This is a genomic window from Burkholderia sp. WSM2230 (assembly GCF_000472445.1).
In the GTDB taxonomy this organism is placed as follows: domain Bacteria; phylum Pseudomonadota; class Gammaproteobacteria; order Burkholderiales; family Burkholderiaceae; genus Paraburkholderia.
Genome location: NZ_AXAJ01000006.1, coordinates 277,854 through 299,918, shown reverse-complemented (window position 1 = coordinate 299,918; position 22,065 = coordinate 277,854). Strand labels below are relative to the sequence as shown.

22 protein-coding genes, 1 tRNA gene and 1 pseudogene are annotated in these 22,065 nt (G+C 65.5%); 13 read left to right on the top strand and 11 right to left on the bottom strand.

Annotated elements, in window-relative coordinates; genetic code table 11:
* Nucleotides 1-6: 6 nt before the first annotated feature.
* Complete coding sequence (locus A3AC_RS0114950; RefSeq protein WP_025599778.1) at nt 7-2,427, top strand: hypothetical protein; 2,421 nt, start codon at nt 7-9, stop codon at nt 2,425-2,427.
* A complete protein-coding gene (locus A3AC_RS0114945; RefSeq protein WP_025599777.1) occupies nt 2,424-3,590 on the top strand; it encodes a glycosyltransferase family 4 protein in 1,167 nt (388 codons plus the stop codon). The genes A3AC_RS0114950 and A3AC_RS0114945 overlap by 4 nt, the downstream gene beginning before the upstream one ends.
* Nucleotides 3,591-3,669: 79 nt before the next feature.
* On the opposite strand, the gene A3AC_RS0114940 is transcribed toward A3AC_RS0114945, so the two are convergent.
* Complete coding sequence (locus tag A3AC_RS0114940) at nt 3,670-5,127, bottom strand: oligosaccharide flippase family protein (RefSeq protein ID WP_025599775.1); 1,458 nt, start codon at nt 5,125-5,127, stop codon at nt 3,670-3,672.
* Between the two features lie 184 nt (nt 5,128-5,311).
* On the opposite strand from A3AC_RS0114940, the gene A3AC_RS0114935 reads away from it, so the two are divergent.
* The 6 genes and pseudogenes from A3AC_RS0114935 (at nt 5,312) to A3AC_RS0114915 (ending at nt 11,917) form a co-directional block, all read left to right on the top strand.
* The gene (locus A3AC_RS0114935) at nt 5,312-6,325 is read left to right on the top strand and encodes a glycosyltransferase family 2 protein (protein ID WP_025599774.1); all 1,014 of its coding nucleotides are present in this window, start codon (nt 5,312-5,314) and stop codon (nt 6,323-6,325) included.
* 133 nt (nt 6,326-6,458) lie between these two features.
* Entirely contained in the window at nt 6,459-8,366 is a 1,908-nt protein-coding gene (locus tag A3AC_RS0114930) for a serine aminopeptidase domain-containing protein (protein WP_025599773.1), read from the top strand.
* Between the two features lie 130 nt (nt 8,367-8,496).
* Entirely contained in the window at nt 8,497-9,366 is an 870-nt protein-coding gene (locus A3AC_RS0114925; RefSeq protein WP_025599771.1) for a class I SAM-dependent methyltransferase, read from the top strand.
* Nucleotides 9,341-9,490: pseudogene (locus A3AC_RS31015) on the top strand (flavin reductase family protein); the annotation flags it as partial. The gene A3AC_RS0114925 and the pseudogene A3AC_RS31015, both read left to right, overlap by 26 nt.
* Before the next feature lie 366 nt (nt 9,491-9,856).
* Complete coding sequence (locus A3AC_RS0114920; protein ID WP_025599769.1) at nt 9,857-10,585, top strand: FadR/GntR family transcriptional regulator; 729 nt, start codon at nt 9,857-9,859, stop codon at nt 10,583-10,585.
* A 372-nt stretch (nt 10,586-10,957) separates the two neighbouring features.
* Nucleotides 10,958-11,917: a Gfo/Idh/MocA family protein gene (locus A3AC_RS0114915; protein WP_035475188.1), complete on the top strand. Its 960-nt coding sequence runs from the start codon at nt 10,958-10,960 to the stop codon at nt 11,915-11,917.
* A gap of 100 nt (nt 11,918-12,017) precedes the next feature.
* Here the strand turns inward: A3AC_RS0114915 and A3AC_RS0114910 are convergent, their stop codons facing one another.
* The 7 genes from A3AC_RS0114910 to A3AC_RS0114880 all read right to left on the bottom strand — a co-directional run bounded on the left by A3AC_RS0114910 (nt 12,018) and on the right by A3AC_RS0114880 (nt 17,514).
* Nucleotides 12,018-12,677, bottom strand: a complete 660-nt coding sequence (locus tag A3AC_RS0114910; RefSeq protein ID WP_025599766.1) for an amino acid ABC transporter permease — start codon at nt 12,675-12,677, stop codon at nt 12,018-12,020.
* 112 nt (nt 12,678-12,789) lie between these two features.
* Nucleotides 12,790-13,584 (bottom strand): cystine ABC transporter substrate-binding protein, encoded by a 795-nt coding sequence (locus A3AC_RS0114905; RefSeq protein ID WP_025599765.1) that lies wholly within the window; start codon nt 13,582-13,584, stop codon nt 12,790-12,792.
* 154 nt (nt 13,585-13,738) lie between these two features.
* The gene (locus tag A3AC_RS0114900; RefSeq protein WP_025599763.1) at nt 13,739-14,761 is read right to left on the bottom strand and encodes a quinone-dependent dihydroorotate dehydrogenase; all 1,023 of its coding nucleotides are present in this window, start codon (nt 14,759-14,761) and stop codon (nt 13,739-13,741) included.
* 94 nt (nt 14,762-14,855) lie between these two features.
* On the bottom strand, nt 14,856-15,680 hold the full coding sequence (locus A3AC_RS0114895) for an arginyltransferase (RefSeq protein ID WP_025599762.1): 825 nt from the start codon (nt 15,678-15,680) through the stop codon (nt 14,856-14,858).
* A 108-nt stretch (nt 15,681-15,788) separates the two neighbouring features.
* Nucleotides 15,789-16,526 (bottom strand): leucyl/phenylalanyl-tRNA--protein transferase, encoded by a 738-nt coding sequence (gene aat / locus A3AC_RS0114890; protein WP_025599761.1) that lies wholly within the window; start codon nt 16,524-16,526, stop codon nt 15,789-15,791.
* 10 nt (nt 16,527-16,536) lie between these two features.
* Nucleotides 16,537-17,082: an NUDIX hydrolase gene (locus tag A3AC_RS0114885; RefSeq protein WP_025599759.1), complete on the bottom strand. Its 546-nt coding sequence runs from the start codon at nt 17,080-17,082 to the stop codon at nt 16,537-16,539.
* A 355-nt stretch (nt 17,083-17,437) separates the two neighbouring features.
* Nucleotides 17,438-17,514, bottom strand: a tRNA-Met gene (locus A3AC_RS0114880).
* Between the two features lie 317 nt (nt 17,515-17,831).
* Between A3AC_RS0114880 and A3AC_RS0114875 the strand changes: the two genes are divergently transcribed.
* Together A3AC_RS0114875 and A3AC_RS0114870 are read left to right on the top strand one after the other, a co-directional pair.
* Nucleotides 17,832-18,329, top strand: a complete 498-nt coding sequence (locus A3AC_RS0114875; protein ID WP_025599758.1) for a heme-degrading domain-containing protein — start codon at nt 17,832-17,834, stop codon at nt 18,327-18,329.
* 4 nt (nt 18,330-18,333) lie between these two features.
* Complete coding sequence (locus A3AC_RS0114870; protein ID WP_025599756.1) at nt 18,334-18,672, top strand: DMT family transporter; 339 nt, start codon at nt 18,334-18,336, stop codon at nt 18,670-18,672.
* Between the two features lie 171 nt (nt 18,673-18,843).
* Here the strand turns inward: A3AC_RS0114870 and A3AC_RS0114865 are convergent, their stop codons facing one another.
* Both A3AC_RS0114865 and A3AC_RS0114860 read right to left on the bottom strand, forming a co-directional pair.
* Nucleotides 18,844-19,224, bottom strand: coding sequence for a hypothetical protein (locus A3AC_RS0114865; protein ID WP_025599754.1), 381 nt, complete (start codon nt 19,222-19,224; stop codon nt 18,844-18,846).
* Nucleotides 19,225-19,269: 45 nt separating this feature from the next.
* On the bottom strand, nt 19,270-19,461 hold the full coding sequence (locus tag A3AC_RS0114860) for a hypothetical protein (protein WP_025599753.1): 192 nt from the start codon (nt 19,459-19,461) through the stop codon (nt 19,270-19,272).
* A 276-nt stretch (nt 19,462-19,737) separates the two neighbouring features.
* Between A3AC_RS0114860 and A3AC_RS0114855 the strand changes: the two genes are divergently transcribed.
* Together A3AC_RS0114855 and A3AC_RS31010 are read left to right on the top strand one after the other, a co-directional pair.
* Nucleotides 19,738-20,001, top strand: coding sequence for a hypothetical protein (locus tag A3AC_RS0114855; RefSeq protein WP_025599751.1), 264 nt, complete (start codon nt 19,738-19,740; stop codon nt 19,999-20,001).
* Nucleotides 19,998-20,582 carry a DUF1488 domain-containing protein gene (locus A3AC_RS31010; protein ID WP_232231941.1) on the top strand — a complete coding sequence of 195 codons (585 nt, stop codon included), beginning with the start codon at nt 19,998-20,000 and terminating at the stop codon, nt 20,580-20,582. Before A3AC_RS0114855 ends, A3AC_RS31010 begins: the two co-directional genes overlap by 4 nt.
* A 69-nt stretch (nt 20,583-20,651) precedes the next feature.
* Here A3AC_RS31010 and A3AC_RS0114845 read toward each other — a convergent pair whose 3' ends face one another.
* The gene (locus A3AC_RS0114845; protein WP_025599749.1) at nt 20,652-20,909 is read right to left on the bottom strand and encodes a hypothetical protein; all 258 of its coding nucleotides are present in this window, start codon (nt 20,907-20,909) and stop codon (nt 20,652-20,654) included.
* Here A3AC_RS0114845 and A3AC_RS0114840 point away from each other — a divergent pair.
* A complete protein-coding gene (locus A3AC_RS0114840; protein ID WP_025599748.1) occupies nt 20,908-22,038 on the top strand; it encodes an enoyl-CoA hydratase/isomerase family protein in 1,131 nt (376 codons plus the stop codon). The two genes, A3AC_RS0114845 and A3AC_RS0114840, sit on opposite strands and share 2 nt — an antisense overlap.
* The last annotated feature ends 27 nt before the right edge of the window (nt 22,039-22,065 follow it).

Here is a 22,065-nt window from a genome sequence, read left to right as displayed (position 1 = left end):
GTGATCATGCGACGCGTCACACGCAAAACATTCGAGCGACTGGTGTGCGCCTGTGCTCTCGCGTTGCCGTTGGTCGTGCTGCTCGCGGCAGGCGAGTCGGAGTACAGCACATACGGTCATCGGGCAGGCAGCGGTGCGGTGCCGGCCAGCCAGCCGGCGAGTCGTGCGGCATCTGCACGACTGGCGCAGGAAGCCGCAAGCAATCCTGCCGCCGAGGCACGGGCAGCCAGTGCATTTGCTTCGCTATCCTATCGAACGTCGTGGATCGGCAATACGTGGGGTTACGGCGACGGACGCTGGATGCAGATCGACGTGCAGGCGATCGCCGTCACGCCGCAAGGCGACGTGTTCACCAATGCGCCATGGGACGAGAGTGGCGGCGAGCTCGGCCAGTATCGCAACGGCGAGCTGCTGCGTCACGGCGGCGAGACGCATGGCTGGGGCATGATGGGCGGCGACGCGATCGCCGTCAACGATGAATATGTGTATGTCGCGCAGACCATGGTGAGCCTCGGCAACGAGACCGCGAAGCACAGACCGTCGCCGCGCGAGGGCGAGGTGTGGACAGGCGTGTCGCGCCGCAGCCGCGCCGACATTCGCGACGGCGTGCCCTTTGCCGGGCAGGTGAAATTCCCCGCCGGGAGCCGGCTCGCCTTCCTGCTGATTTCCCGCTATTCCGCGCAAGGCGATTACGCGATTCGCGGCCTGGGGGCGGACGACACGCGGCTCTTCGTGTCGAACGCGCTCGAGAATCGCGTGCAGATTATCGACGCGCAGACCATGCAAGCCGTCGGCACATTCGCCGTGCGCGAGCCCGGACGTCTTGCACTCGCGCCCGACGGTTCGCTGTGGATCATTGAGAACAGCCGCACAGACGCCGCGCAGCGCGTGGTGCACCATGCGCGCAATGGCGCAGTGATCGGCGAGCTGCAGTTGCCGCGAGGCGTCGTGCCGGTGGACCTCGCTGTCGATGCACGAGGGCGTCTGTTCGTCGCGGACAACGGCGCGCGCCAGCAGGTCCTGATTTTTTCCGCGGATACAGGCGCGTCCGCCGGCAATCCGCAGCAGGCAACGGCAATGAAATGGACGGCGAGCTTAGGCCAGGAAGGCGGCATTTATTCGGGCCGCGCGGGCGCGCAGGGGCCGCAGCGCTTTAACGGCTTGACGGGAGTGGGCGTGGACCGCGCGGGCAATGTGTATGTGTCGATGAACGGCGCGGGTCCGCGGCGCTTCGGCACAGGCGCCAGCACCTACGACGGCGCGCTGCTCGAAAGCTACACGCCCGATGGGCGGCAGCGCTTCAGCTTGCAGGGGCTGCTGTTCGTCGACGGTGCGCAGTTCGTCGACGGCAATCCGCCTTCCGTGTATAGCGGCAGCAAGCGCTTTATGCTGGATCTTTCGCGAGCGCCCGGCGACGAGTGGTCGTATGCCGGCTATACCGCCGACCGGTTCCGCTATCCGTACGATCCATACTTTCATCTATCTCTCGGCGGCCAGCGTGGCATGCCGATGGTGCGCAACATCGACGGACACCGGCTGCTGTACACCACGGACATGTACTCGTCCTATTTGCGCATCTACCGTTTCGCCGACGATCGCGAGACGGCGATTCCGTCTGGCCTGTTTTCGCAAGCGCATATCGACGGCACGTGGCCGCGCAATCAGCCCGCGCGCGGCGAATGGATCTGGCGCGACGTGACAGGCGCGGGCGACTTTTCGTCCGCCTCGTTCGATCACAACGACACGGGCACGGATGCGCCCGTGCTGCGCGGCTGGTGGGTAGATAGCCGCGGCGACATCTGGCAGGGCACCGAAGCGGCGGGCATCCGCTCTTTTCCGTTGCAAGGCTTCGACCGCGTCGGCAACCCTGTCTACCGTTACGCCGCAATGCGGCAGTGCCCGGCTCCCGCGCCGTTCTATCGCATCGCACGGCTCAACTACTTTCCCGACGACGACACGCTGTTCGTGTCCGGCTCGACGCGCGCCCGTCCATTTAATCAGGACAACTGGAATGGTGCTGGATCGCAGCTCGCCCGTTACGACCACTGGAAAACCGGCCAGCCGGTGCTGCGCTACGTGATCGATCTGCCGGACAAGGGGGCGCCCGAGTGGCTGTCGATCAATGGCTTTGCGGTGGCAGGCGAGTACATCTTCGCGGCGGAGACCCGCAGCGCTGCCGTGCGGGTCTACGACCGCGCGAGCGGGCGCGCCGTCGGCCGCCTGACACCAGGCAGGGAGGTCGGCGCGACGAGCGGCTGGGCCGACGTGCCGATGCCGGTCACCGCGCAGCGTCTCGCGTCGGGCGAATACCTCGTGTTCGTCGAGGAAGACGCGCGCGGCAAAGCGCTGATGTATCGCTTCACACCGCCGACGGCCGCGCTCGCGGCTGCCCGTCGCAACTCCATCGACGTTGCAGGTCAACCATGAAAATCGTTCATCTTGCCAACCATGCGCTGAATGTCGGCAACGGCATCGTCAATGTGATGGTCGATCTGGCCTGCGTGCAGGCGCGCGCCGGCCACGAGGTGACGGTTGCTTCTGGCGGCGGGGGTTTCGAGGAACTGCTCGCGCGGCACGGCGTGCGCCACGTGATGTTGGCGCAATCGCCGCGTCCCTCACTCGTGCCGGCGATGCTCGCGGGTTTCAACCGGCTGGTTGCGCGAATCGATCCGGACGTCGTTCACGCACACATGATGACCGGTGCATTGATCGCGCGTTTCGGCGTGCTGCGGCGGCGTTTCGTGCTCGTCACCACAGTGCACAACGAGTTCCAGAAAAGCGCGACGATGATGCGCGTCGGTGACCGCGTGGTCGCGGTGAGCGAGGCGGTCTGCGAAGCGATGGAGCGGCGCGGCATACCGAAGGCGCGCCTGTGCGTCGTGCGCAACGGCGCGCTCGGCACTCCGCGCTTCGCACACGCGAGCGCGCCGGAGCCGGCCGCGCTTGCCCGTCCGAGCATCGTGACGCTCGCCGGCATGTACGAACGCAAGGGCATACGCGATCTGTTGCATGCGTTCGCCGCATTGCGCGAGCGTGTGCCTGACGCGGTGCTCTACCTCGTCGGCGAAGGTCCGGATCGCACGGCAATGGAGCAGCTTGCGGCGCAGTTGGGCATAGCGCGGCAGGCGCGCTTCGCGGGTTTTGTTGCCGATCCGCGCGCGTATCTCCAGCAAGCCGATGTGTTCGTGCTCGCCTCGCATAACGAACCGGCCGGTCTCGTTCTGTGCGAAGCGCGCGAGCAGGGCTGCGCGATCGTGGCGACCCGCGTGGGCGGCATTCCGGAGATGCTCGACGGCGGCGCGGCCGGCGTGCTGGTGCCGCCGCATGATCCGGCAAGTCTCGCGCGTGCGCTCGAACAGCTTCTGACCGATGGCGATGCGCGCGCGAGGCTGGCCAAGCGGGCGTTGGAAGATCTGCAGAAATTCAGCGTGCAGCGTGTGAGCGACGGCTACATTGCCGTCTACGAGCGTGCGCTGGCGAGTTGCCAGCCGCGCCGGTTCGCCAGCATCGCCACGCGCGATGCCGGTGCAGCGCATGTTGGGATTACCGACACGGCGGGCCATTCGGCACCGCATTCGGCGCCGTTTTGACAGGTGTTCGCGACGGGCGGCCGACAAAGGCAAATGTTTCGGTATCCGATACAGTAAACCGTGAACTGTCCTGAGAACCTTAACCTGTCGACAGCGTCACGCGAGCCCACAACCTGTACACGAAGCCCCGCAATTCGCTGGAGCCGTGCAGCGAGAGCCCGAGATTCGTGCACGTGAGCACCAGCGCGGCAGCAATCTGCGAAGTGAGCTCGTTGACCGATTCTGCAAGCGCGAGCGCAACCAGCAGAAAGCCGAGGTGTACCAGCATATTGCGCACGATGGAGCCGACATGCAGCCGCGCGAAGTAAAGCAGCATGCCGTAATCGAACAACGCCTTGAGCACGACAACGACCGCCGCGCCCATGATGCCGAACCAGTGAATGCCGCACCACAGCGCGCCGGCGAATACAGGCAACTGCACCCAGCTCACCACGGCAATGGACGCGGGGCTGGCCTGCGCCTGGATGAGAATGCCGAGAATGCCCGCCTGGCCACCCAGCCACACGGCGAGTATCAGCACGCACGCGACCGGTGCCGCGGCCGCCACCGTCGGCCCGAGCCACAGCAGCAGGAAGGGCTTCAACGCGAACATCGCGACAATCAGGCACGGCGTGAACGCGCCGTTAAGAAAGGCGAGCGCGCTGCGCGCAATCGCGTCGGCATCCGCGCGCGATACGGCAGACAAGCGCGGAAACAGCGTGCGCACCATCGCAACGGGCAGCAGGTTCAGGCGCGTGATGAGGTTCTGCGGCGTCGCATAGTAAGTCACGAAGCGCGCGCCGAGGAGCGCGCCGACGAGTACGCGATCGAGCGTCGACGCAATCATGCCGGCGCCGGAAAAGAGCAGCAGCCAGCGGCCGTAACGGAACAGTTCGACCATCACACGCCATTGCGGCATGCGCACGCGGCGAATGCCGATCGCGCGAAACGCGGCCGCGCCGAGCATCAGGCCGGCAAGAAGCCGCGCGAGCACGGCGGCGGGAATGACCACTGCAAGCGAGGGCGAAAAGCAGAAGATCGCGGCGAGAGGCAGCAACTGGAAAAGTGCCGTGCCGAGCGTCTGATTGATATTGAAGCTGGCAAAGCGTTCCACTCCGTTGATCGCGCCCGCGAACACCCACGACACGTTCGCGATAGGCACGGCGACCGCGATCCACGGCAAGCTTGCCATCACCTCGCGCTGGAACTCAGGCTCGATCTTCACACCGTGCGTGATGTACACGATGGTGCCTGCATAAATGATGAGCCCGCCGACTATGCCGGTGCCGAGGTTCATGAACCACGCGCTCCAGAAAATGCGCTCGAGCGAGTCGTCGTCGGCGGCGCGTGCTCGCGAGATCTGATTTTCTGTGGCGAGACTCGTGCCGAGATCGAGCACGCTGAAGTAGCCGATCAGCGTCCAGACCAGATTGATGACGCCGTAGCGCTCGACGCCCATCAGATGAATATAGGCCGGCACCGTGACGAGGGAAATGAAGGTCGGTGCAATCGCTCCCGCGAAGTTGATGACGATGTTCCTGACGATACTTCTTTCCATGGTGCGCTGTCCGGCGGGAATGTCGTGCAATGGTGTGGTCCGTGCAGGCGCTGCCCCTGCGCGGCCGCACCCCAGAGTGCGCCCGCCACGCTGGCGTGCACTCGTCGCAGGCATCGATAGTGCACGTATGTGCCGGTTGCCTGTGTGGGTGGCCGTACAGATAGGCGTTATCCGCCGCGGTTAAATGAGCATGGATCGCACAGGGCCGGGCAATGAGCATCGCGAGGACAGCGTGACCGAATCGAACGAATTGAACGCGCAGCTCATCTCGATCTGCATTCCGACCTGCAATCGGCCTCGCCTGATCGAAGAGGCCATTCGAAGCTGCGAGGCGCTGACTTACGGCGAGTTCGAAATCGTGATCGGCGACGACTCGAGCGACGACCGCACGGAGCAGGCCGTCAAACGCTGGCGCGTGGGCGCAAAGCATCCTGTGCGCTACGAGCGCAATTTGCCGCGGCTCGGCCAGGCGAGCAACGTCAACCGACTGTTCGCGCGCGCACGCGGCGCGCGGCTCATGCTGCTGCACGACGACGATCTGCTCGAGCCGCATGCACTGGCCACGCTCGCTGCGTGCTGGCAGGCGCATCCGGATCTGACCGCCGCATTCGGCAAGCAACGCGTGATCGCCGACGACGGCACGCCGCGTCCCGACGCCACCGTGCGGCTCAATCGCGACTACCGCCGCGTGCCTGGGCGCGCGGGAAGGCTAGCCGTGCCCGCGCTCGCGGGCATCGATCAGATGTTCCCGAACAACGGCTACCTCGTCGATACGCTGGCCGCGCGGCGCGTCGGCTACCGGCTCGCGGCGGAAGTGGGCGAGGCCTGCGATTTCGATTTCGGCTTGCGGCTGTGCGTGGCGGCGGCCGGGGTGTGTTTCGTCGACGAGTTCGTTTCGGTTTCGCGCGAGACCGCCTTGTCGATCTCGACTCATGCTTTGCCGGCGATGCACGCCTTCGCGCAACTGTGGGAAAGCGATGTTCCGGCTGCCGCGCGGGCCGCGCGCGACGATGCGCTGCGCCGCGTCGCGCCGCGCGCCGCTTCCGCCTATGCGCGGGCCGGCGAGGCGCGGGCCGCGTGGCGTGTGCTGCTGTCGAAGCATTACGCGTTGCGCGACCGGCTGCGTGCACGCTTTCTTTATCACCTGCTGCTTGCCACGCGCTCGACGCTTGCGCCGCGCACGCCGCCCGGCGGTTGAGCCGGGCGTCGCTTACCATCAGTTCGCGCCGCGCGTGGCTCTTGCATGAGCCCGGGCCAATGTGGCGGGGCGTACAGAGGCGAGGGGCGGGCTTTGCTCTAATGCCCGAAAGGAGACCTGTGAGGAGCGTAGCGTGAGGCCCGTAGTCTTCGATGGCCAGTTCGGCTGGTTGCATCCGGCAGCCGGGCCGCACGGCGTGGTGCTGTGCTACCCGTTCGGCTACGACGCGCTCTGCACCTATCGTGGCATGCGGCGGCTGGCCGAGCGCCTCGCCGCGCGCGGCATCGCGGTGCTGCGCTTCGACTATCCGGGCACGGGCGACTCCGCGGGTTACGCGAGCGAGCCGGGCCGCTGGCGCGCGTGGATCGACAGCATCAGGCAGGCCGTGGCGCTGCTGCGGCACTCGCGAGGCGTCGAACGCGTGAGCTTGTGCGGTTTGCGGCTCGGCGCCACGCTCGCCGCACTCGCCGCTCAGGAACTGGGCGAGGTCGACGGGCTGGTTTTGCTGTCGCCGGTGCTCTCCGGCAAGAACTATCAGCGCGAGTTGCGCGCCGGGTATCGTCAATGGCTTTCGATGCCTGCAGCGATGGATTGCACACCCGAGCCCGACACCGACGAGTTCGTCGAGGCGTACGGCTTTCGCCTCTATCGCGACACGCTCGACAGTTTGCGCGCCGTCGATCTGCGCCGCGATGCGCCGGCGCCCGCGAGGCGCGTTTTGATACTCGATTCGCTCGACCCCACGCGCGCGGATGCGCTTGCTGCGCATTATCGCGAGCAGGGCATCGCGGTCGAGCGACAGGGCTTCGACGAGTACAGCAAGTTCATGATGGAATCGCTCGACAGCGAGGTTCCGCATGCGGCGTTCGGGTTGGTCGAGAACTGGCTGGCAGCGCAATCAAACGATGTTGCTGCACCTGCGCTGCACGCGGGCACAGCCGTCATCGACGCTGACGATCCACCCTCGCACACGGTCGAGGCGGGCGTGACCGAAACGCCGGTGTGCATCGACGGCGGGAGGATGTTCGGCATCTACTGCGCGCCTAACGCACCTGGCGCACAGAGCGCGGCGGCGAGCGGTGCGCTCGCGCCCGCGGTGCTGATGGTCAACACGGGTGCCGTATCCAGAATCGGCAACGCGCGACTCAGCGTGCGCTTCGCGCGGCGTCTCGCGCGGCAAGGCATCGCCTCGCTGCGCGTCGATCTCGGCGGACTGGGCGACAGCCAGCCTTCGCTCGACGCCGTCACGCTCGATGCGCTCTATGCGCAGGACGGCGCCCACGACGCGGCCTGCGCCGCGCGCTGGCTCGCGGCGCGCGGCCATGCCGGCGTCGTGCTGCTCGGCATCTGCGCGGGCGCTTACGTCGGTCTCTATGCGGCATCGCGCGAACCCGCGGTGACCGGTGCGGTCCTCGTCAATCTGCAGAAATTCACGTGGCGCAACATCTGCGACGAACACGGCAAGCCGACCGTGCGGGTTGCGGCGATCGGCTCGACGCGCAGCTATCTGCGCTCGATGTGCGAGCCGCACAAGTGGCTGCGTGTGGTCAAAGGGCAGACGGGCGGCTGGCCGGTCGTGCGCGAACTGGCTGTCCGTTTTGCGTCGCGTATGCGCGCGACGCTTGCCGACCGCGTCGAGCGCATGAGCGGCCTGGAACTCGGCGCGAGCGAGGAGCGGCGTCCATTCGCGGCGCTGGATGCGCGCGGTGTCGAAACGCGGCTGCTGTACGGCGTATTCGACGACGGTGTCGAGGAGCTCGAGAAGTATTTCGGAGTCCGTGGCACTCGCTTACGGCGTCTGCGCCGCGTGCGCGTGTCGTTTTGCGAGCACACCGATCATGCGATTCTGTCCGCCAGCGCGCAGGAAAACGTGATGTCGTATTTCGAGAGCTTCTATCGAAGTCAGTTCGGCGAGAAGCCCGGCGCCGCGGCAGGCGACGCGGGCGGCTTGGCAGCGGAAGATCGTGGCGGCCGCCGTGTGCGCGCTGCGCAGTGGCTTGCGAGGCACGCGCGCGCGTTTCGTTTATCCGGGGAAGCCTGATGGCATCGTGGCGCGGCGTGTCACGCATGGCGCGACGCTGCGCACTGTTCCTCTCTGCTTGCCAGCGCGCCGCTGGGCGAGCCGATCTTCATCCATGCGCGGCGCGCTTTCTTTGCGCCGGAGGCGTGCCGTGAATAGTCAATCCGAGCTGGACCGCATCAATCGCGTGGCGTGGAATTCTCGCGACGCGGCGCGCGTTTTCACGGCCGACAAAACGTTTTCCGACGCAGGCGAAGAGGCCGCTTTTGAGTGGCTCGCACCGCGCTGTTCGCAAGCGCCGCTGCTCGACATCGGCATTGGCACCGGCCGCACGATTCCGCTCATGCTCGCCATCTCGAACGACTACACCGGCGTCGACTACACCCCGAAGCTGCTGCAGATGGCGAGATCGCGCTACCCGGGCCGCGATTTGCGGCACATGGATGCGCGCGATATGTCCGAACTTCCGTCCGATCACTACGGGCTCGCCGCGTTCAGCTGGAACGGCATCGACTGCGTGGACTACGACGATCGCGTGAAGATCCTCGAGGAAATGTATCGCGTGGTGCGGCCAGGCGGCTATGTGTTCTTCTCGTCGCATAATCGCGGCGGCCCCGGCTATCGCGAGAATATCTGGCAACTGCTGCCGCAGTTCACGTTCAATCCGCTCAAGCTCGGCTGGCGCACGCTGCGTTCAATGCGCCGCTTCCAACTCGGCTCGCTCAATTACGTGCGCAACGTCAAGCTCAATCGCGACTACGGTGGCTACTCGGTCAAGACTGCGGCGGCTCACAACTTCGGCATTGTGATCGTCTACACAACGCTTGGCGAACAGCGCCGGCAACTGGCGCAGGTCGGCTTGCAATGCGATGCGGTGTTCGATAGTTGCGCGGGCAACCGTATTGGCGACGACGTCGACGTGAGCGACGCGTGGTGGTTCCACTTCATCGCGCACAAGCCGCTTGCCGCGTATCGCCTCGACGAGGAGAGCGGCCATGCACGCTCAGGCACTGCGGATTGACGGGCCCAATGCAGCCGCATTCGACGAGCGGCGCTTTCGCCATGCGTTAGGCCGCTTCGCGACCGGCGTAGTTGTGATCTCGACGGGCAGCGGCGAGCGCCTGCATGCGATGACGCCGAACGCTTCATGCCGGACTCACTCATGCGTCGCGCCGTGTTCGGGTGCGGGCCCGGCTCTTGCGGCAAGTCACGATTGACCGGCGTCGTGTTCGGTTCAGACAATTTGACCTGCTACGTGCGTCTTCGCACGATGCAAAGTCCGCGCGGCAGGCATGCTTGACACGCAAACTTACGGTCCGCGGGGACGTATCGCGTTACACGGAAGAAACAATTCTTCAGAGGGATAACCCTGTCAGGAAGTGTCCCAACTGGCGTAACGGTTGTGAAGCTAGCAACGTATCGTGGATGAACACCACGCGACGATAAAACACACAAAAGGGCGGTTTATCAACAGGCTACGCGGGGGCGAACACCGCTTCGGGGAGAGGGTCATGGAACAGGCAAACAAGGATCGATCGCTGGTGAGCAAGGTGATGGATGGCCTCGTCACAGGGATCGTCGAGGAGAAATACGGCGCGATACTGCCGCCGCAAGACGTGCTGTCGAAAGAGTTCGACGTGAGCCGCACCGTCATGCGCGAGGCGCTCTCGATGCTGCTCGCGCGCGACATGCTCGACGTGCGCCCGAAGATCGGCACCCGCATCCGTCCAATGAGCGACTGGCGCATGATCGACGAGGACGTCGTGAACTGGCGTTTTCGCGCGAAGCCCGATCCGCTGTTTCTGCGCGACGTCATCGAGTTTCGCATTCTGATCGAACCGCGTGCGTCGGCGCAGGCCGCTTCCCGGGGTAGCGCGGCCGACATCGCGGCGGTGCGCGATGCGTTCGAGGCGTTCCGCGTGATCCATCCGGACGAGGCGGGTTATCAGGAAGCCGACGAGCTGTTTCATACGCGCATCGTCGTGGCGAGCGGCAACCAGTTCTTCAAGCAGATGGCGGCGATCATTCGCGGCGCGCTGTCGACGGGCAATCCGATCGTTACCGCTCGAGAGGGCATGTGGGAATCGGCGGTGAACTCGCATCGGCGCGTGGTCGAGGCGATCGAGCGGCGCGACCCGAAAGAAGCCGAACTCGCGTCGATGGCGATGATCGACTCCACGACCGAGGAGATCGCCGGCACCTTCGCCGCCGCGCCGCCGATTCCGCCCGCGCGCGGCTGACGAGCGGCCCGCACGCTGGAGAGCGCGGCGCGGCGCGGGGCAGGGGCTCGGCGCTGCTGTGTGTTCGCATAGTGGCGTGGGATTTTTGCGGTTGTGATTCGGCGGGGCACGCAATAGGTGGCGCGTCTGGCGCAAATGGAGCAAACGGCGCAGATGCCCTCCATGCGGCACATGCGCCACATGCGCGACAATGGCGGTTCCCGTTAACCGCATGGACGCCGTGTGATCGTGACAACCGCCAAGCCGACTGCCGGCACAACTGCCACCCCAACCCCTAACCCGACCGCCGGCGCAACCGCCGACGAGAGCAACACCACGCTCGCCGCGAAACCGGGCAACACAGCCGCCGCCCAGCAAACTGCTGACGACCCTATCCGTTGGGGCATCGTCGGCGCCGGTCGCATTGCGCGGCGGTTCGCGCAGGGCCTCGCACATGTGCCCGACGCGCGTCTCACCGCGCTGTGGTCGCGGCGGCCCGAGTCCACCCAGGCTTTCGCCGACGAGTTCGGCGTCCAGCGCGCTCCGAGTTTCGACGCGCTGCTGGCAAGCGGCATCGACGCACTCTACGTCGCCACCATGCAGGACAGCCATGCCGATTATGCGGTCGCCGCGCTGCAAGCCGGCCTGCACGTGCTGTGCGAAAAGCCGGCGACTATCAACAGGCGGCAACTCGAGCGCGTGCTCGACGCCGCGCGCGGCGCGCAACGGCTCTTCATGGAGGCGATGAAGCCGCCGTTTTATCCGTTGTACAGAAAGTTGCGCACGCATCTGAATGACGATCCGATCGGCGAAATGGGCCTCGTGCGGGCCGGCTGCTCGGTTCCCGGCGTGCCCGACGATCACCCGTCGCTGTCGTTCGAGCACGCGGGCGGCGCGTTGCTCGATATCGGCATCTACGAAATGTTTCTTGCGGTGGACTGGCTCGGCGCGCCGCTCGACGTGCAAACGCTGGGGCGGCTCGGACCGACTGGCGTCGATACGTTTGCGAGTCTCAACAGCCGGCACGAGCGCGGCATCGCGCAGCTCTTTTGCGGCCTGGACCTGCACGGAAAGGGCGACGCGCTGCTGATGGCGAAGGGCGGCCACGTAACGATTCACGAGCCGTGGTGGAACCCGTCGCGCGCGACGATCCGCTATGCGGACGGCCGCGTGGTCGAGCTCGATGAGCCCTTCGAAGGAGGTGGCCTCAACTACGAGACCGCGCATTTCTGCGAGCTGATCCGCGCGGGCCAGCTCGAAAGCCCGCTGATGCCGCACAGCAGGTCGCTGCAGATGATCGCGATGGCCGATGCCGCGCGCGCGGCGCTAGGGCTCAAATTCGCGGGCGAGTGAGCGGGCCTGCCTTTCGTGACGAGCGATCCACTACGCGGGCTGCGGAATGCAGGGCAGGCACTGCATCCGCTGCCGGGCCGACTCTGCCGCTCGCGCGTGCTCAGTGCCGTGAGGGCAACGCGAGGCGCCGTTCGTACCAGCGTTGCAGCATCTCGAGTATCTGGCACAGCACCCAATAGACGGCGGCGGCTGCGAGGTAAAGCGGCAAGGGCTGATACGTCGACGCGATGATTTCCTGCGCACTGCGCAGCAGTTCCGTCACGGTAATGACCGACACGAGCGACGTGTCCTTGATGAGGCTGATGAGACTGTTCGACAGACTCGGCACAGCGATGCGCAGCGCCTGCGGCGCGATCACGTATCGCAGCGTCTGCCGCCGTGAGAGCCCGAGGCTGTAGGCGGCGAGCCATTGTCCCTGGTGTATGCCGAGAATCGCGCCGCGCATGCTCTCCGACAGATACGCAGCCACGTTCGCCGACAACGCGATCACGCCGGCCGGCGTCGGTTCGAGCGAAATGCCGAAGCTCGGCAAGCCGTAGTAGATCACGAAGATCTGCACGAGCAGCGGCGTGCCGCGCATCACGCTCACGTAGATACGCGCGAGCCGGTTCAGTGTGCGGCTGTGGCTCACACCCATCAGCGCGAGCACGCCGCCCGCGATCAGGCCGAAGAACATCGACAGAACGGCGAACTTGACCGTCAGGACGGCGCCCTGCGCGAGCACAGGAAGCGATTCGACGAGCAGGGAAGTGGTGGACATGAGCGGTGCTCGGGTTGGCGCGCAAGGCGCACAGTGTCAGTGAGAGCGCGTGCTGCAGAAGTACAAAGGGCGGCATTCGAGGCATGCCGCCCTTCGTTTCACCGCGAGCCGCTTATTTGATCGGCTTGCTCACGTCGATACCGAACCACTTGTCGGAAATCTTCGCGAACGTGCCGTCGGCTTCGAGCTGCGTCATCGCGTCATCGATTGCTTTGGCGAATTTCGGGTTGTTCTTCCTGAACGGAATGCCTGACGGGTTGCCCGCGCCGACGTTCGCGCCGGTGCGCAGCGGCAACTGCGAGTTCTTGAGGAGGTAGGCGAGCATCAGGCGGTCGTTGAGCGCCGCGTCGAGACGGCCGGCCGCGAGATCGCGCAGGTATTCGGGCGCGCCTGGATACGTCTTCACGTCGATGCCCGGCACGGACTTCGCCATGTCCATGTAGTTGGTGCCGAGGCCGACGCCGAGCTTCTTGCCCTTCAGATCGTCGAGCGACTTGAACTGGCGCGTGTCGTCCTTACGCTGGATCAACTGCGCGGCGGAATACGTGTAGGCCGGCGAGAAGTCGAGCGCCTGCTTGCGCGCGTCCGTAATGCCGACCTGGTTCACGATCACGTCGAACTTGCCGGCTTGCAGGCCCGCAATGATGCCGCTCCATTCGGTCGTGACGAATTCCGGCTTCACGCCGAGCTTCGCGGCGACAGCCTTGGCGATGTCGACGTCATAGCCGACCAGCTCGCCCGACGGCGCTTTCGAATTGAACGGAGGGAAGGTGCCTTCCAGGCCGACGCGCAGCGTGCCGCGCTGCTTGACCTGATCCAGCAGGTCTTCGGCGTGAGCCGCGACCGCGGTGAACGAAGCGCCGATCAAAGCGGCGGCGAAAAGCTTTTTCAACAAGCGAAGTTGCATCGTGGTCCTTTTTTGTTCGTGTGTGTTACAGCGGACGAAAGCTTAACAAAGCAGACCGCCCGAAGCTAAATATCGATTGCTCATGTCTGTATGACGAGGCGCGCATGCGGCCAGCGCATGAGCAGCGCATGAGCGCCGCATACACGCGAGGCGGCTAGCGCAACGCCTGAACGCATTCGCCGATGAGCGCCGGTCCGCGATAGATGAAGCCGGTATAAAGCTGCACGAGCGAGGCGCCCGCGGCGAGCTTGGCGCGCGCGTCGTCGCCGGAAAAAATCCCACCCACGCCGATGATCGGCACCGTCTCGCCGACTTCGGCGCGCAGCTTGCGGATCACTTTGTTCGACGCGTCGAACACCGGCTTGCCCGACAGGCCGCCGGCTTCGTCGCCGTATTGCATGCCCGCGACGGCGGTCCGCGACAGCGTGGTATTGGTGGCGATCACGCCTTCGAAGCGGTGGCGCAACAGCGTGTCGGCGATCGACTTGATCTGCTCGTCGTCGAGGTCGGGGGCGATTTTCAGCGCGAGCGGCACGAGCTTGCCGTGCAAGTCGGCCAGACGCTGCTGCTTGTCCTTGAGCGCCGCGAGCAGTGCGTCGAGTTCGTCCGCGCCTTGCAGCTGGCGCAGGTTCTTCGTATTCGGCGACGAGATGTTGACCGTCACATAGCTCGCGAACGGATAGACGCGCTCGAGGCAGTAGAGATAGTCGTCGGCGGCGCGTTCGATCGGTGTATCGGCGTTCTTGCCGATGTTCAGGCCAAGAATGCCGCGATAACGCGCGGCCTGCACGTTCTTCACGAACTGGTCGACGCCCGCGTTGTTAAAGCCCATGCGGTTGATCACGGCCTGCGCTTGCGGCAGCCGGAACATGCGCGGGCGCGGGTTGCCCGGCTGCGCGCGCGGCGTGACCGTGCCCACTTCGATAAAGCCGAAGCCGAGCGCGGCGAGGCCGTCAATCGCGGCGCCGTCCTTGTCGAGCCCCGCTGCGAGTCCCACCGGGTTGCGGAACGTCAGCCCCATGACCGTGCGCGGCGCGTCCGGCATGCGCGCGGCGAGGGTGCCCGCAAGGCCGGTGCGGCCAGCGGCGCCGAGCGCGCGCAAGGTCAGGTGATGAGCGTCTTCCGCGTCCATGCGAAAGAGTTGGGCGCGTATGAGCGGATACAGGGAGCTGAACACGGGACGAAGCCGGGCGGCCGAAAAATGGGAACCCGCTATTTTACCGGCTTTGTGCTTTCAATGAGATGGGGCGCAAGAAGGATGTGGTATGCGCTCAAGGCCGCAGCGGCCCGCCGCGCTTGCCCTGCAAGCCGGCGCCATGCTGCGCGAGGTCGACGCCGGCAGGATCGAGCACCCGCCACACGCCGTCGATCAAACCCTCGAGCGGCCGGAAATTGGCCTTGTAGGCCATCTTCGGACTCTCGCGAATCCAGTAGCCGAGGTACACATACGGCAGCTTGAGGCTCCTTGCCTGCTCGATCTGCCAGTAGATGTTGTATGTGCCGAAGCTCGTGTGCGGCAGCCCCGGTTCGAAGAAGGTGTACACCGACGAGAGCCCGTCGCCGAGAATGTCGATCATGCTGATCATGCGCAGCACGCCGGGCGCGTCGGGCCGATCCGGTAGCGGCTCGCGGAACTCGACAAGCCGCGAGTTGATCCGGCTTTGCAGCAGGAACTGCTCGTACTGGTCGCGGCTGTCGCGGTCCATGCCGCCGCCCGCATGCCGCGCCGACTGATAGCGCATGTAGAGCGCGTAGTGTTCTTCGTCGTAGTGAAGCGGCGCAACGGTGGCGATCAGCTCGCCGTGTTTTTTCCACACGCGACGCTGCGTGCGGTTCGGCTCGAAGCGGTCCACCGGCACGCGCACCGGCACACATGCGCGGCAACCGTCGCAATACGGCCGATAGGTGAACACGCCCGAGCGCCGGAAGCCGGCCTTCACGAGATCCGAATAGACGTCCGAGTTGATCAGGTGACTGGGTGTGGCGACCTGCGAGCGCGCAATGCGCCCGTCGAGATAACTGCAGGGGTAGGGCGCCGTTGCATAAAATTGCAGCGCCGAAAGCGGAGAAAGAGGCAGCTCGTTGGGATGAGTCACGTTGGCAGCTCTCGAAGCGTCTCTGGTAATGCAAACCCGGTGCGCGTTGCAGCTAGCTCGTCGATCCGCGCGTTGCGTTGAACGGATCCGGATTCGGCCTGATTCTTCCTACGCCGCTCGCGCGAGCACATCGAGCAACACGGTCTTGTCGAAGCGCCAGGGAATGCGCGGTGCGTCGACCGACGCGCGAACATGCGCGATGAACGCCTTGCGCGCTATCTCGCGACCGCCGAGCGACGCCAGATGCGACGTGTTCTGCTGGCAGTCTATCATTTCTATTTCGTGACGGCGCAAGTGCCCAACAAGCGCGGCCAGCGCCATTTTCGAGGCATCCGTCGCGTTCGCGAACATGGATTCGCCAAAGAACATCTTGCCGAACGAGACGCCATACAAGCCGCCCACGCGCTCGCCTTCGAACCATGTTTCGATGCTGTGCGCATCGCCCATGCGATGCAAGGAGGTGTAGGCGTCGACCACGTCGGCGGTGATCCAGGTGCCGCGTTGGCCGCGCCGCGGCGCTTGTGCGCAGGCGCGCATCACGGCGGGGAAATCCTCGTCGACGCGGATCTCCCACGCGTCGTCGCGCAACACGCGCTTGAGCGTTTTACGCAGCGACGGCGAGACCTTGAACTCCGCGGGACGCAGGATCATGCGCGGATCGGGGCTCCACCACAGCACGGGCTGGCCGTCCGAATACCAGGGAAAAATGCCGTGCCGATAGGCGTCGATAAGCCGTGACGGCAGCAGGTCGCCGCTCGCGGCGAGCAGGCCGGGCGCGCCGCTGGCCGCGCCGAGCGCGCGCTCGACGGGCGGAAACGGATCGTCGGGTCCGAGCCAGGGAACCATGCAGGGTCGCTCAGCCTTCGCGCAGCGAGCGGAAGATGTCGCCGGTATGCAGACCGAAACTGCCGGCCGCGCGGTCGGCAAAAAAGAAGCGCAGCGTTTGCCCGACGGTGGGAAACGCGATCTCGTCCCACGGAATGTCGCGTTCCTCGAAGAGCTTCACTTCAAGGCTTTCCTCGCCCGCGGCAATTTCCAGATCGAGCAGGCGCGCCATGTAGAAGAGATGCACCTGGTGCACGTGCGGCACGTTCAACAGCGAGAAGAGGCTCTGCACCTCGACGCGCGCGCCGGCTTCCTCGAGCGTTTCGCGCGACGCGGCCTCGGCAGTCGTCTCGCCCATTTCCATGAAGCCCGCGGGCAGCGTCCAGTAGCCGTAGCGCGGTTCGATCGCGCGACGGCACAGCAGCACCTTGTCGTCCCAGACCGGAACGGTGCCGACGACGTTGCGCGGATTCTGATAGTGCACCGTGCCGCAACTGCCGCATACGAAGCGCTCGCGGTTATCGCCCGGCGGAATGCTCAGGCTGACGCCGTGGCCGCAGACAGAACAGAATTTCATAGGAAGGGGACGGGAAAGAGTGCTAGGAGTTTATCACTGGGGGGCGTCGTTTTTGCGGCGGGTACGAACGGCCGGGCGCGGGGCGAAGTTCGCGGCGGGAAAGCGGTGGGAGCAGGCAGTAGGTGCGTTCTGGCGTGCCGCGAATTGGCGCGGGTGGAGGCGGGGGTAAGAATCGGGCGACCGGCGAAGGGGCTGACGGAGGCGCTAGGGCAGACGGGCGCCGAGTGCGCAGCGCGTCGGCGCAAACAACCTCGACGCTCAAACAAAAAAGGCCTGCCGGTTTGGCAAGCCTTGAACGCTGTTTCGACGTTGTGACCAGTTGGCCTATAAAGCGGTTGCCCGATAAGGCGCTTACTGGTTGCGGGGGTAGGATTTGAACCTACGACCTTCGGGTTATGAGCCCGACGAGCTGCCAGACTGCTCCACCCCGCGTCCGTCGAAGAAAAGATTATAGAACAAGCAGGGCGCCGATGCAATAGTCATTTAAGAAACTGCCTAGGCGCCCGCTCGTTGATGCGTTGACGCCGCGAGGCGCCCTTTTCGCGGAAGGTCGCGCGATGCGGGGCCGACGTCGCATTGCGCAAGGCCCGCGCAAGACGCTGCGCTAAAATCGGAATCTCCCGGCGCGCCGTCATGTCTGGTCATGCGCTTTGCGTTTTTTCACGGCGGACCGCGTGGCGAACCGCAGCAAAAATGTCAGCTGAGATGCACGACGTCGCGCCCGCACTTTCACTCGCCTTCGGAACTTCATGGATATCGCTCACGATCTGCAGGTCATTGCCGCTCAGGAACACGCGCTCGTGTTCCCTCAATTCGATGCCGATCGCGCCTGGCAAATCGGCGCCTATCTGCACGAGGTTGCGAAGGCGCGCGGCATCGCGGCCGCCATCGACGTGCGCACGTTCGGCCAACCGCTCTTCTTCAGTCTGCTCGACGGCGCGACGCCGGACAATGTCGATTGGGCGCGCCGCAAGGGCAACACGGTCGCGCATTTCCGGCGCAGCTCGTACGCAATCGGCCTGAAGATGCAGCAGGCCGGCAGCACGCTCGCCGACAAGCACGGTCTGCCGGCCACCGAATATGCGTCGCACGGCGGCGCGTTCCCATTGACGGTCGCCGGCGCGGGCGTGATCGGTTCCATCACGGTGTCGGGCCTGCCGCAGCGCGCGGATCATGAGTTCGTGGTGGAAGCGCTCTGCGCGCATCTGGGTCAGGACTACAGCAAGCTCGCGCTTGTAAAGGCCTGAGCTCATGCGGGTGCCGCCTTATGCATTGCTTGGCATTGCGATTGTGGCCGAAGTCATCGCGACTTCGGCGATGCGGGCGTCGGACGGTTTCTCGCGGCTCGTGCCTTCGGCGCTGGTGGTGCTCGGCTACGCCGTCGCCTTTTACTGCCTGTCACTGACGCTGCGGACTCTTCCGGTCGGCATCGTCTACGCCGTGTGGTCGGGCGCCGGCATCGTGCTGATCACGCTCGTTGCGCTGCTGCTGTACGGGCAGGTGCCGGACGTACCGGCCGTCGTCGGCCTCGGGCTGATCATTGCGGGTGTCACCGTGCTGAACGTGTTCTCGAAGATGCAGGCGCATTAAACGCGGACGAGGTCGGCTCGATGCGGGCGTTCAGCGGCGGGCGTAGGCTCCGGCTCAGGCCCCGGGGCTTAAGTCTCGCGGTTGGGCGCTTAAGTTTAAGAGCTCAGGCATAGTCCCCCGCCGCGCGCCGCTCGCCCGCGCTGGCCGATCTCGCGGCGCTGGCACTGGCGCTCACTTGCAACGCACGATCATCGAGCGGTTCTTCACGTTGGCCGACACCACGTTCGTTACGCTGCCGCCGGCGGTGCCGCCTTCGTCGTTGTCTTTCGACACGATGTCATAGCCCGTCGCGCCGCAGGCTTTGCCCGCCTGCACATAGCAGGAGGCCCAGCTCGAATCGGCGCCGGCCCCGCTGCAATTCACCGCGAAGCCGGTCTGGCCGTTGGGCAGATTGATCAACGACGTGGTGTTCGACGACGCGCAGCCGGCGACGCCCGCGCCCAGCAGGAGCGCGGCCGGCAACGCGGCCAGCAGGGACGTGCGGCGCAGCAGAGCCCGCGCGAAGCCACGTTGACGATGGCTGGTGCGCAGCAATTGCGTCATGAAATGCATCGTGTTTGTTTCCTTTGATGATCCGCTCTTGCGACGCGCGCAAGCTCAGGGTGTTTCGATAGTGATACCTGCCGCGCTGACCATCCGGCGGCTTTCCGTGCCGCTTTCGGTGGCCGCGTCTTCCCAGATGCTGATGGCTTTGGCGATGTCGATGCCGTGACTTTCGGCGTACGCAAACCATTGGTTGGCCGCATCGGGCTCGGGCAGTTCGTGGTCGTGCAGAAAATATTTTCCCATATTGCGCTCGCTGAACTCGAAAGGGCGCCACCGCGTGAGCACGGAGTGTGCCGGACGAGCCTGTTCGACCGGCGCTAAGCGGGGAAGTGCGGAAGAGGTGCGGGACAAGCGGGGCACAAGTGCCGGACAAGCGCGCGGCATGCGCACGACGAGCGCACGACGAGCGCACGACGAGCGCACGACGACCGCACCACGAGCGCACGATAGGCGCACTCGCGCAGAACTAATTGCCTTGTCGCGCGCCCTAACCAGATCACTGCATCGAGGAGAACGAACATGGCTGAGCGGGTCAGCGGCCCCTATCGCGGCTATTACATCAGCGCCGCCGCGCGCCTCGTGCCGGCAGCGGACGAAAGCGCGCGTGGCCATTACGTCGGTTCGGTGAGCCTGGCCGAGCTCGGCCCCGACGATCCGCACCGGATGGAAACCTTGCTCGACCTTGGCGGAGAGCAGCGCTTTCCCAACGAAGAGGAGGCGCTCGCGTTCGTCGAGCAGGCCGCGCGCGATTACGTCGACCGTCTGCTCGGAGGCCGCTCATGACGGCGCGCGACGCTCGAGCTCGCAGCGAAGCGCGGCATCAGACGCGGGCGCAGACGCGAGGGCAGCCACACAGTCAGGCGCAAGGGAAGGCGCACACCGAAGAACACGCCGAAGCCAGCGGCGCAGCGCCGGATCAGGCCCAGGGTCTGGCCCACACGAAAGCCCACACCACCTGCCAGCGCGCCGCGGCGGGGTGGACCGCGGTCCGGCCCCGCGAGTACCATATTCGGGTCGTCCGGGGCCGGCCGGTTCTGGCGGGCTCCGGTTCTATGCCGGATATTTCTGATGAGGCGACCATGGAAATCAGGTTTCCCGCGGGCGCGCCAGCCTACCGCGACTCCAATCTGACTGTTGTCTTTTCGGCGCTGGTGGACGGCGAGCCCGTTCCTTGCGCGATCTCCGTCGAGGCGCTCGAAGACCATTTCGGCGCGCGCTCGGAAAACGAAGAAGCCTGGATGCGCGCGTTCGACGCCGGACGTCCGCGCATCGAGGCCGTCGCGCGCGAACACCTGCAGATCAGCAACGGCACGCCCGTGTTGCTGAAAAGCGGTCACTTTCCGCCAGGAAACGCCGCAGGCTGAGCAGAACGAAGCGCGTGCGGCGTAGAGCAAGGGCCACACAGCAGTTGGCCGCCCCAGCGTTCGGCCGCGTCAGCTTCGGCCGCCCCAGCGTTCGGCCACGTCGGCGTCGGCCACGTCAGCTTCGGCCACGTCACCTTCGGCCACGTCACCTTCGGCCACGTCACCTTCGGCCACGTCACCTCCGGCCGCGTCACCTTCGGCCGAGCACCAAGCCGTCCGCGCAACGTTCCTGGCCGGCGGCTTCATCAGCGCAAACGCGCCCAGGTCGCAGCCACGTGATAACGTTGGGTTTCCCATGACTCTGCGCCGCCGCGCGTCGTCTTCCATGTCTCTTTCCGTCTCGCCCGCAGCCAGCGACGAAGTCGCGACTTACGTAGCCAACCGCATCGGTTTCATCGAGCTGGAAAGGCCGCAGGCGCTCAACGCGCTGTCAATCGAGATGATTCGCGCGATGCACGCCGCGCTCGACCACTGGTCCGAAGATCCCGAGGTGCTCGCGGTCGTGGTGCGCAGCCAGCATCCGCGAGCCTTCTGCGCGGGCGGCGACATCCGCTTCCTGTATGAGTCGGCGCGGCGCGGCGACCAGCAGGCGCGCGACGCGTTTTTCATCGAGGAATACCGTCTCAATCACGCAATCTTCACTTATCCGAAGCCCTACATCGCGTTGATGAACGGCGTGGTGATGGGCGGCGGCATGGGCATTTCGCAGGGCGCGCATCGCACCGGCGGGCTGCGGGTCGTCACGCAGTCCACGAAAATGGCGATGCCGGAAACGCGCATCGGGCTCTTTCCGGATGTCGGCGCAAGCTGGTTTCTCGCGCGCACGCCGGGCGCGATCGGCCGTTATCTGGCTGTGACGGGCGAAACGATCGGCGCGGCCGACGCGCTGTACGCCGGTCTCGCCGACCTCTACATGGAAGACGCAGCACTGCCCGCGCTGATCGATACATTGCGCTGCGAACTGTTCGAGCGCGGCGCGGACGTGGTTGCGTGCGTCGAGCGGGAATGCCGTGCGTATCAGGTTGCGCCGCGGCCGGACGAATCGCCGCTCGCTCGCGCGCGAGCGTTGATCGACCGGCACTTCGCGCTGCCGGACGTGCCGCGCATTCTCGCTTCGCTCGCGCAGAAGTGCGATCGCGACACCGCCGACTGGGCCGAGCAGATCATCGCCGTGTTGCGCGAGCGCTCGCCGCTTTCAATGGCGGTGTCGCTCGAGGTGGTGACACGTGCCGAAGGTTCGATGGCGGACGTGTTGCGCGGTGATCTCGATCTCACGCGTTCGAGCTTCCTGCACGGCGATGCAGTGGAAGGCATTCGCGCACGCATCGTCGACAAGGACAATGCGCCGCGCTGGCGCTTTGCGCGCATTGAAGACGTGAGCGCCGCCGAGGTGGCGAAGATGTTCGAAAGCCCGTGGCCGGCCAGCGAACATCCGCTACGCGACCTGCGCAGCTAGCCGCTCGCCCGCGCACCGCGCGCGGGC

What these genes read in the sequence shown, in the direction of transcription:
- A3AC_RS0114950 (WP_025599778.1), top strand. Translation starts at nt 7, where the DNA reads ATGCGACGCGTCACACGCAAAACATTCGAGCGACTGGTGTGCGCCTGT.
- A3AC_RS0114945 (WP_025599777.1), top strand. Translation starts at nt 2,424, where the DNA reads ATGAAAATCGTTCATCTTGCCAACCATGCGCTGAATGTCGGCAACGGC.
- A3AC_RS0114940 (WP_025599775.1), bottom strand. Translation starts at nt 5,127, where the DNA reads ATGGAAAGAAGTATCGTCAGGAACATCGTCATCAACTTCGCGGGAGCG.
- A3AC_RS0114935 (WP_025599774.1), top strand. Translation starts at nt 5,312, where the DNA reads ATGAGCATGGATCGCACAGGGCCGGGCAATGAGCATCGCGAGGACAGC.
- A3AC_RS0114920 (WP_025599769.1), top strand. Translation starts at nt 9,857, where the DNA reads ATGGAACAGGCAAACAAGGATCGATCGCTGGTGAGCAAGGTGATGGAT.
- A3AC_RS0114910 (WP_025599766.1), bottom strand. Translation starts at nt 12,677, where the DNA reads ATGTCCACCACTTCCCTGCTCGTCGAATCGCTTCCTGTGCTCGCGCAG.
- A3AC_RS0114905 (WP_025599765.1), bottom strand. Translation starts at nt 13,584, where the DNA reads ATGCAACTTCGCTTGTTGAAAAAGCTTTTCGCCGCCGCTTTGATCGGC.
- aat (WP_025599761.1), bottom strand. Translation starts at nt 16,526, where the DNA reads ATGGTTCCCTGGCTCGGACCCGACGATCCGTTTCCGCCCGTCGAGCGC.
- A3AC_RS0114885 (WP_025599759.1), bottom strand. Translation starts at nt 17,082, where the DNA reads ATGAAATTCTGTTCTGTCTGCGGCCACGGCGTCAGCCTGAGCATTCCG.
- A3AC_RS0114875 (WP_025599758.1), top strand. Translation starts at nt 17,832, where the DNA reads ATGGATATCGCTCACGATCTGCAGGTCATTGCCGCTCAGGAACACGCG.
- A3AC_RS0114870 (WP_025599756.1), top strand. Translation starts at nt 18,334, where the DNA reads ATGCGGGTGCCGCCTTATGCATTGCTTGGCATTGCGATTGTGGCCGAA.
- A3AC_RS0114865 (WP_025599754.1), bottom strand. Translation starts at nt 19,224, where the DNA reads ATGCATTTCATGACGCAATTGCTGCGCACCAGCCATCGTCAACGTGGC.
- A3AC_RS0114860 (WP_025599753.1), bottom strand. Translation starts at nt 19,461, where the DNA reads ATGGGAAAATATTTTCTGCACGACCACGAACTGCCCGAGCCCGATGCG.
- A3AC_RS0114855 (WP_025599751.1), top strand. Translation starts at nt 19,738, where the DNA reads ATGGCTGAGCGGGTCAGCGGCCCCTATCGCGGCTATTACATCAGCGCC.
- A3AC_RS31010 (WP_232231941.1), top strand. Translation starts at nt 19,998, where the DNA reads ATGACGGCGCGCGACGCTCGAGCTCGCAGCGAAGCGCGGCATCAGACG.
- A3AC_RS0114840 (WP_025599748.1), top strand. Translation starts at nt 20,908, where the DNA reads ATGTCTCTTTCCGTCTCGCCCGCAGCCAGCGACGAAGTCGCGACTTAC.
- A3AC_RS0114845 (WP_025599749.1), bottom strand. Translation starts at nt 20,909, where the DNA reads ATGGAAGACGACGCGCGGCGGCGCAGAGTCATGGGAAACCCAACGTTA.